4 protein-coding genes and 1 tRNA gene are annotated in these 6,940 nt (G+C 44.6%); 2 read left to right on the top strand and 3 right to left on the bottom strand.

What is annotated here, in order from left to right; translation table 11 throughout:
- A partial coding sequence (locus AC4MRN_RS18440) for a GNAT family N-acetyltransferase (RefSeq protein WP_491204107.1) occupies positions 1–524 on the top strand: 524 nt, incomplete at its 5' end.
- A gap of 34 nt (positions 525–558) precedes the next feature.
- Here the strand turns inward: AC4MRN_RS18440 and AC4MRN_RS18435 are convergent.
- Positions 559–2,898, bottom strand: coding sequence for a sensor domain-containing diguanylate cyclase (locus AC4MRN_RS18435; protein ID WP_491204106.1), 2,340 nt, complete (start codon positions 2,896–2,898; stop codon positions 559–561).
- Between the two features lie 214 nt (positions 2,899–3,112).
- Positions 3,113–4,747 carry a tetratricopeptide repeat-containing response regulator gene (locus AC4MRN_RS18430; protein ID WP_155014260.1) on the bottom strand — a complete coding sequence of 545 codons (1,635 nt, stop codon included), beginning with the start codon at positions 4,745–4,747 and terminating at the stop codon, positions 3,113–3,115.
- 253 nt (positions 4,748–5,000) lie between these two features.
- On the opposite strand from AC4MRN_RS18430, the gene AC4MRN_RS18425 reads away from it, so the two are divergent.
- The gene (locus tag AC4MRN_RS18425) at positions 5,001–6,050 is read left to right on the top strand and encodes a mechanosensitive ion channel family protein (RefSeq protein ID WP_491204105.1); all 1,050 of its coding nucleotides are present in this window, start codon (positions 5,001–5,003) and stop codon (positions 6,048–6,050) included.
- Positions 6,051–6,209: 159 nt separating this feature from the next.
- Here the strand turns inward: AC4MRN_RS18425 and AC4MRN_RS18420 are convergent.
- Positions 6,210–6,285 (bottom strand) — tRNA-Val (locus AC4MRN_RS18420).
- Positions 6,286–6,940 lie beyond the last annotated feature (655 nt).

The raw sequence follows: 6,940 nt of genomic DNA, 5'->3' as shown, positions 1-6,940 counted from the left end.
GATTAACTTACCGTTTACTGGACGAAACGGACGGTGAGTTTTTGTGGGAACTCGACCAGTGCGAAGCGGTGATGCGCTTTATTAATGGTGGCCGCAAAACTAGCCGGAAAGAAACGAATGACATTTTTATACCGCGTATGCTTAGCTATCGAAATGCGCCAGCGGGGTGGGGATTGTGGCAAGCATCTCTAAAAGACGGCGATAAGACGGCACTCGGCTGGATACTGGTGCGTCCTCATGGTTATTTTACTGAGCAACGTGACGATAGTGTTATTGAGCTGGGATGGCGATTTAAGCAGGACTGGTGGGGAAAAGGCTATGCCACTGAAGCGGCGCGTGCCGTGATGACCTATATGCAAACATTGGGCGCACACTCATTCAGTGCGATAGCCCTGCCAGAGAATACCGCTTCCATTCACATAATGAAAAAACTGGGTATGACATTCAGCCATACCGAGCATTATCAGGACCAGGTATTTAACGACGATATTGTTGTTTACCACACTGACGCTACAAAGCCTTAAACCCCTTCACGGTAACGCTACACAGTCACTTGCCCTAGGATTTCAAGCCTGTGATCAATCCGTCTTTTTTAAGTGCATTGGAAGGTGAAAACCAGTTGATACTGGCCTTGCCGTTACGTTTTACTTCGTATAATGCTTGATCGGCCTGTTTCATAGCGATGTCAAAATAAGTGGTATCTACCGCATGAGGGCCTTTCTTGAACATGGTTGCACCGATGCTAACGGTCACGTTGTTTAGCTGCCCCTGGTCTGTATCAAACGACAGTTGTTTAATTTCTTCCAGAATTGCCTGTAATATCTGATGGCAAACTGCATTATCTTTTGTGTCAATGTAGATCCCAAATTCCTCACCACCCAAACGGGATACCATGTCGTTGTTGCGAATATTGTGTTGCATCACCTTTGCAACAGCCCTTAAAACCTGATCACCAACAGGATGCCCGTAGGTGTCGTTCAGTGTTTTGAAGTTGTCGATATCGACTATAGCCAGACAGTGAGGCTCATTATTCTCGGCCGCAAATTGTTGAATTTTGTCAAAATAAGCGCGGCGATTCATTAAACCGGTAAGTGGATCGGTTGCTGCAAGATAGGATAAACGCTCTTCTGCCTCATAACGGGCTTGCTCAACTTCCACGGCCTTAAACAGATACGCCAGCGTTTCAGTTAGCGGAGTTAAGAACTCAACGTCTTTCTGAGAATAATCCTCCAGCTTATTCGCCAGGCCAATCATGCCGACGACCTTGTTTTCACGCTGGATAGGTAAACCCAAAAATCGCTTTAATACAGGGTGACCGGCTGGCGTGCCCTTCGAAGCTTTGTGCATCATGGGTTTATTCGCAATAACCGGAGCATTAGATGTGACAACATGCCCGAATAAATTACTCAGGTTGGTAAATCGCAATTCGCCTTTCTTAAATTTTTTGTATTCTGCTTTGGATGACTCGCTCCAGCTTACGTCCGAAATAGCATAAATTTGTAAACACGGGACGCCGTCTTCCGTTTCCATTTTGCCAATAAAGCCGTATGCGCTTTCGGCCAAATCAATAAGCTCAGGGAATATTTGTTCACAGGCTAACTGCAAGTCTTTTTGGGCGACAAACAAATTTTGTGCGTGGTTAATAAAACCCAGTAAACGCCGCTGTTTGTCGGCGTGGAGTTCAGCCAGCTTTTTCTCCGTGATATTGCGGTGAGTGGCCGCAAAACGCGTAGCCCTTCCCATTTCGTTGCGGGTGACCACCTTGCCATAGGTTTCTATCCACAAATACTGTCCTTCGGCATTACGCAGGCGGTACTCGATATCTACAACCCCATTAGGCTCTTTGAGGCTGTTCCCTATTTGAGAAATAAGTCTGTCTTTGTCGGCAGGGTGAACCAATTGCATCCAAAACATACTTTGCGTATCCACGCTGTCGGGATGAAGCTTCAGCATATGGCAAATGCGGTTGTTGACCCGTAACGTGTCGTTTTCGATATCCCAATCCGAGGTGCCTAGCCCAGAAGCTTCCAGCAATAAACGCATTCTTTCGTTGGTGTCGAGGATGCGGTTCTCAAGATACTTTTGCTCGGTGTTATTCAGCAATAAACCCTGGATAGCAATGAGATTTTCGTTATCGAAAATAGCGCGGGAGACTAACTTATACCAAACAGATCGGTTACCCGGCACTTTGACTCTGAAGTCACATTCACAAATTTCAGCGCCTTGCTGATGATTTCTAACCGTAAACAGAAAATGGTCTGTGTCGTCGTGATGGATTACATCTTCCAATTTAAATAACGATGCGTCTTCAGGCAATGCGACACCGAGCAGTTTAGTTAAGTTGGGAGACAAATAAGAAACGGACAGCGAAGGGCGAACTTGCCAACGTATCAATGCAGCAGGTGAGTTGTTTAGCAGTTCGTGTTCATCTTCTGAACTTAAATGCTTAAATATCAGTTCACAGTGTTGCCCAAGATGAGTACCGAAATTGTTTAGGGCTCGTAATTCTTTTGAAGATAACTGGCGGGGTTTGACGTCGATTATGCAAAAAGACCCCACCAAATCGTTATTAATTTTAACCGGTACCCCGGCATAAAAGCGAACAAAGGGGCTGCCCGCAACGGCAGGCATTTTTTGGGTGCGAGGATCCTTCTGTGTGTCCTCAATGTAAATCAGGTCATTGGAGTCAATGACCAGGTGACAAATGGCTTGCTTGAGTGGGGCTTCCGTTGTTTCTGTGCCGCATTTTGCTTTAATCCACAAGGTCTCGTTGTCACTGAGCCCCAGAAAAGCGACAGGCACATCAAACAACTCAGCAATAGATTGGACATACTGAGTAAGTTGAGTTTCATATTCCTGTCGGTGGAGACGATACTTCTCGATCAACGCCTGGTTCATTCGCTTCTGTCACTAAAAATGAAAATACAGTGTTTTTACTGGCCTCCGATGTATGTAATTCGCTGTCCATTGCTTCAACGTGATGGTGACCACATCAAGGGAAATAAAAACATTCTACGTTATTCAAAAGTAGTACACATATTGATATTCGCAACTTGGCCAATCGCGATAGAAAGCCTGTGGTGGCAATATTTGTGGACTATAATCGCAGTGATTAGGTGAGGTCTTTAAGCACGCTCTTAACGCGTTGATAGCGCTGCTCTTGTTCTTCAGATAACCGACCCGATTCTATCGTCTTCAGGCAATTGTGGATTAGGGTGCTATTAAGAGACTCTTTCGCTGCGTCACTGCTGGACTCTTTCAGGTTTATTGCGGTTGCCTGGAGCAAATTCAGCGCGATTGACGGATTTTTCGGCATAATGGTAAACGCCTGACGGAAGGTCTCTAGGGCTTTTTGCAGATCGCCGCGCTGGTATTGAATAACCGCATTGTTGTTGAGTGCTTTCGGGCTGAGTTTGATCTCGGTTTTTTCTACTTTTTCCTGTTGCACATATTGAAGAAATAAATCGCTTTGTGCCGGATCGTTATTGCAGCGACGTTCGATCATATCGAGGATTTTTAACGCGTGGTCCTGAATACCCACCTCGTGAAAGGCTTTGGCTTTGTCGAGCAGTCCTTCAATACTTTCTGTTTCCCAGGCGTCATTATTCAGTTGGTTAAGTAACGCTCGGGCATTGTCTACCTCGTCTTCCAGATACAGCATACGAGCGTCGATAACTTTTAACTGGTCGTCTATGTCAGCCTTGGGGAAGTTGCTTTTTAATTGTTTCAGGTATTCCGTTGATTGTTTAATGAGGCGTTTGGTGTGCTCTTCTTCTGCAGTCATGGCAAAGTCGATACCTGAACGCGCAACATTTAAATAAATCTCTGGTTTGTCATGAATCGAGTTTTTGGCAATTTTTACGATTTTCTTCGCTGCTTCAAACTGCGATTCGTAGTCGTGAGTCAAGCGGGATAAATCCAGCGCTTTGGCATGACGGTGAAGATTCCGTGGGGAAATTGCACTGGCTACCTCAACGCTTTCAAGCGCATCTTCAAATTCGTGATGTTTAATCTGTAGCGCAGCCAGCAGGTCGTAGGCCGCCAGCATAGAATCCTGTTTTAACGCCAGCTCAATAACCAGTTTTTCCGCTTCTTCATCCTGATCCAGCGAAATGTAGCTTTTTATCAGACCCAGCTGTGCCCAGGTGAAGTTCTGAACATTGATAATGGCCTGGTAGAATTCACGTGCTTCTTCGTAATGACCGCACGCTAGCAACAATTCACCTTTCAGTTTTAATGCCAGTGGGAAAAACTCGGAGTTTTTAGGCTCGGTAAGAAAGTTTTCTAACTCCAGCAACGCTTTGTCCAGAGTGCTTTGTTCTATGAGCTGATAAACTGGTTTCAAGGCCTTCTTGCGGGTCAGCAGGCGACCAAGGCGGCGATCCAGTTCACGCACAGTAAACGGCTTCGCTAGAAAGTCATCAGGCTGTAACTCTACAATACTGTGGACTATGTCAGCAGTGGTATCAGCAGAGATAAATACGAACGCCGTGCTAGGGGGCAATTCGTTGTGCTCTTTAAGCTGGTCATAAAGAAAATAACCGTCCTGCTCATTTTTTAAATCATACGAGCAAACGATTAAATCATAATGATGGCGGCGAATAGCGGATAATGCATTACTGGCCCGGTCGGCATATTCAATGTTTTGAAAGCCTAACTCCTCCAGTGAGTACTTAAGGTAACCCTTGGCAAGCACCTGATCGTCGATCACTAAGACACGTGTTTGTCTGGCCAGCTTTAAGTTCATTACCGCCTTATCCGTTTGGTTTCATAATGCTTTATCGGCAGCGCTGCCGAAAATATTATTTAAACCTGATTTGCAAGCCCTGTCACGAAAAACCTCATGGGTCAATGTGAAATCACTTTTCTGTTTAGTGGCCATTGGCGCGGCTATCCGTAAATCGATATAGTAGTTCGGTGAATCAATGTGATCTTAATTAGTTATCTGTCGCTACACGGTTAATGTGACTGACGAACTCTACAAAAAGGGAACTGATTGAATGGAAGCTTCAACCAATGAACTAGTAATGGCGTTAAATACATACTGGCAAGCGTTTATTGTGAAGTTACCGGCTATTGCATTGGGATTGGTGATAATGGTTATTATGGTCACTCTGGCGGGAAGAGTGGCTGCCGCTTTAATCAAACCAGTGGGATATTTGTCTGCAAGTCCGTTACTGCGTTCAGTAAGTCAACGGGCGATTAGCCTTATAATCATTTTGTTAGCGCTTTATATCTTCTTAAAACTGTCAGGTTTAACTGAATTCGCCGTTGCCATTATGAGCGGTACCGGTGTTTTAGGGTTAATTCTGGGCTTTGCATTTCGGGATATTGCAGAAAATATGATTGCCAGTTTACTGTTAACAGTGCAAAGACCATTTCGAATCAACGATGTCGTACAGATCAATAACTACACTGGTGTTGTGCAAAAAGTGACAACTCGGGCAACCACGCTGGTGGATTTTGACGGTAACCACATTCAAATACCCAATGCGGTCATATACAAAGGGACGATTAAAAACCTGACGGCAAACCCTAAAATGCGAGGGCAATTTACCATTGGAATAGGTTATGACGCAGACTGCCAACTCGCGCAAAAACTGGCACTTTCACTTATTTCGGAGCACCCTAATGTGCTGGATGAGCCTGAACCTTTGGTTTTGGTTGATGGGCTGGGGTCATCCACAATAAATTTGAAAGTGTATTTTTGGATAGATGTAGAAAGCACCAGTGTAGTTAAAATGGCATCGGTGCTCATGCGTGACCTGGTGAATCTCTTCACTGAAAAAGGCATCAGTATGCCGGATGACGCACGTGAAATAGTGTTTCCAGAAGGAGTACCAGTGCTTGTGCAACAGGGCACAGAGGAACAGCAATATACTAACCCCGACCAATCCGTTCGCCAGAATGAGCAAGCATTGACCAATAGGGCAGAGCCAAACGTTGAGTCACAATCCTTTCTCGATGATGTGTCCAGTGAAAATGACGACATTCGCAGGCAGGCAGACGAAGCCAGGGCTCCAGAACAAGGCACAAATATCTTGTCTTAATGCAGTCGCGTTTGAGTGTGACAGGCTTATCAGAGCGCGAACCAGAATCGATGGCTGTTGATGCTTTGAAAGAAAATTGAGAGTGTCTGCTGTGGCTCGCAACGAAGTTGTTGAACCAGTCGTCTTTGTTTTTTTGCTTTGGAAATGGTAAGAAGAAAGTGGTGGACGCTACTGGGCTTGAACCAGTGACCCTCGCCTTGTAAGGGCGATGCTCTCCCAACTGAGCTAAGCGTCCATATTTCTTTAAAGCTTGCCTAAGCAAGTGGGGCGGTATTATAGAGTCGGTTCCGTTAGTGTCAACAATAAAATTAAAGAAAAATGACTGTGTGCCCGAATTTTAGACACTCTGGCTGCATCTTAACTAAATTGATGAAAAGAACAGCGTTTTTTAATGTCGTTTTGAATTCTTTTATATCCAAAAACTACAACGTGGGTTTTTTGCATCGGTTGGAATTTGGGGGGGAATTGGACAGACACTTATTCAGCTCGACCAAAATAAGTGAACGCGGAAGTGCTAAGCCTTGGCTGAATGTGGACAGTCACTCTCTTATTTCATCAAAAAAGTGAAAGCGTAGTGGACACGCACTCATTTGTAATAATGAAAACGTGGACACCCACATAAATAAACCCAAAAGAGTGTCTGTATTAAAGAGACTGTTCTTTTTTGGACACCCACTCAGTTTTTCCAGTTGAGCGCTAGTAAAGCTAATAAAATAAAAGCGGTTCTTATATTTATACTTCTATTACCAAGTGGGTTGTCACTTAAAAAACACAATGAAAAAATAAAGGATAGAGAAGAAGAAAGAACCGGCGCTCATGTCAGCCAGGTAGTGTTCGTGCAGAATCTTTTTATTTAAAGTACCTGGTCTTTTCGGACACCCACTTACTTT

Source organism: Marisediminitalea sp. (assembly GCF_984433645.1).
Note: the sequence above shows the minus strand (reverse complement) of the source record. Positions and strands in the feature narration are given on the sequence as shown.